Raw genomic sequence first — 2493 nt, 5'->3', positions numbered from 1 at the left:
TGGGGGCTGGAAGACGGACAGGGCGACGTCTACGCCGAGATCGACGGCCGCCGCCATGCGGGCCAGAACACCAAGATGGACGAAGAGGGCGACGTCATCGCCTTCAACACGCCATCGGCCCAGCTGATGAACGGCCTGGGCAATGGCGCCGCCATGGCGATCCGGCGCGGCGACAAGCAGATCAAGGTCAGCCTGGGCGGAGCCGCCGCCGCCTTCCTGTGGATCGACGAACGTCAGGGGCGGCTGGGCACGACCACCGCCCTGATCCGTCGCGGCGACCGCCCGGCCGCGCCGCGCGTGACCGTGGCCGCCGCCACGCCGCAGAACGGCCTGGTGCACGACGACCTGTCGCCGGCGCTGCTGGCCCACCCCAAGGTCAAGGAATGCCTGGCGACGAGCCGCAAGGGCGAACGCTTCGAGCCTGACGTCGAGGTCTCCCGCCTGGCCTCCGACAAGCTGCTGTGGAGCGTGCCATGCGGCGAGGGCGCCTACAACTTCACCCAGGTCTATTTCATCACCACGGCGGACAGGACCGCGCCCCAGCCGGTCGTCTTCCCCACGGCCACGGGCAGCCACGATGAACTGGTCAACAGCCGCTATGACCCCAAGACCCGTACCTTGTTCGCCTTCGGGCGCGGGCGCGGCATCGGCGACTGCGGCCGCATGGGCACCTGGGCCTGGACCGGCGAACGCTTCGCCCTGCTGGACGAGAAAAACATGCCCAGTTGCACCGCCATCCCGCAGGATCTGTGGCCGACCACCTGGCGCGCGGCGACCTGACGACAGCTCAACGCCAGACATGAAAACGGCCCGGACGCGCGAACGTCCGGGCCGTCATTCGTTTCAGGCTTCAGTGACGCCTCAGGCGCGCATACGCCCTTCCAGCACCGCCAGCGGCAGGGAGCCGCTGCCCAGCACCTTGTCGTGGAAGGCGCGCAGGTCGAAGCCGGGCTTGGCTTCCGCCTCCTTGCGCAGGCGCGCGATGACCGTGTGGCCGACCTTGTAGGAACAGGCCTGGCCCGGCCAGACCGAGTAGCGGTTGATCTCGCTGTTCGAGGCGTCCAGCGGCTTGGCGCCCGAGGCCGCCATATAGTCGACCGCCTGCTCGCGGCTCCAGCGTTCGGAGTGAATGCCGGTGTCGACCACCAGGCGCACCGCCCGGAACAGATAGGACATCAGGAAGCCCACCCGGCCCAGCGGATCGGTCGCATAGGCGTCCAGATCGTCCGCCGCGACCGCCTCGGCGTACAGCGCCCAGCCTTCATTGTAGGCCGAGAAGCCGCCCGCGCGGCGCCATTGCGGCAGTTCGCCCGACTCGCGCTGCAGCGCCACCTGCAGGTGGTGGCCCGGCGAGGCCTCGTGATAGGTCAGGGTCGGCAGGGCGAACTTCGGCCAGTTCCCGCTGTCGCGCAGGTTGATGTAGTAGGCGCCGGGGCGCGAGCCATCCAGCGGCGGCCCCTGATAGTATCCGCCCGGCGCGCCCGACTGAATCGACACCGGCACGCGGCGAACCTCGACATGGGTCTTGGGCAGGCGACCGAAGACGGCCGGCAGCTTCGGCTCCAGCGCGGCGACCTGTTCGTTCAGCCACTGCAGCAGCTCTTCCTTGCCCGCGTCGGTGTTGGGGAACAGCTGGGCCGGATCCTTGTTCAGCGCCTGGACGCGCTCGCCGACCGTGCCCTGGGTCATGCCCTGCGACTTCAGGATGCCGTCGATCTCGGCGGTGATCTCGGCCACCTGCTCGCGGCCCATGGCGTGGATTTCCTTGGCCGAGAGCGTGGTCGTCGTGTTCGACTTCAGCCCGGCGGCGTAGAAGGCCTCGCCGTCCGGCAGGCGCCACACGCCCGCATCGTGCACAGCGTCGGGGCGGATCTTCTCCAGCGCCTCGATCTGGCGCGCCAGGGCGGGCTTGATCTTCTGATCGACCAGGGCGACGGCGCGCGCGTCATAACCCGACAGGTTCAGCGCCCCGGCCTTGCGGGCCAGCGACTTGATCATGGACATGTCGGCGGCCGACGTATCGCGCAGGGTGCGGATCTGCGGCAGCATCCGATCGATGATGAAGTCCGGCGGGATGACGCCCAGCCCGGCGTCCTCACGGATCTTGGCCGTCTCGCCGTCCAGCACGCCGGCGAAGGCGTCGAGGCGCGACAGGAAGGCGTCGGCGCCCACCGCATCCTCGATGCGATGCTGGTTATCCATGAAGTCGGGTGTCGAGAAATAGCCGCCCGACAGCTGGGTCACGACATAGGGCGACGGGCGGCCCGGCCCGGCGCCGTAGTCGAAGCGCGCCGTCTCGGCCGAGGTCTGACGTCCGAAGGCGGCGATGGCGTAGTTCAGCGCCCCGGCCTCGGACAGGCCCGCCTGGTCGAAGGCGCGCAGTTCGGCCCAGCGACGAACCGCCTTGTCGCGATCCTTGCGGATGGCGTCAGGCCCGGCTTCGCTCAGCTTGGACGACAGGCCCGCGCGGGCGCCCTTGTCCAGGCCCAGGTT

At 69.4% G+C, this 2493-nt stretch carries 2 protein-coding genes; one reads left to right on the top strand and one right to left on the bottom strand.

Translation table 11 applies throughout. The annotated features are described in order from the left end of the window. A partial coding sequence (locus tag RT567_RS15975; RefSeq protein WP_313577199.1) for a DUF1176 domain-containing protein occupies positions 1–780 on the top strand: 780 nt, incomplete at its 5' end. A gap of 81 nt (positions 781–861) precedes the next feature. Here the strand turns inward: RT567_RS15975 and RT567_RS15970 are convergent. Further along, the coding region (locus RT567_RS15970; protein ID WP_313577198.1) for a DUF885 domain-containing protein at positions 862–2493 on the bottom strand (1632 nt) is incomplete at its 5' end.

Origin of the sequence: Brevundimonas sp., assembly GCF_032107865.1 — a bacterium.
Lineage (GTDB): Bacteria > Pseudomonadota > Alphaproteobacteria > Caulobacterales > Caulobacteraceae > Brevundimonas.
Note: the sequence above shows the minus strand (reverse complement) of the source record. Positions and strands in the feature narration are given on the sequence as shown.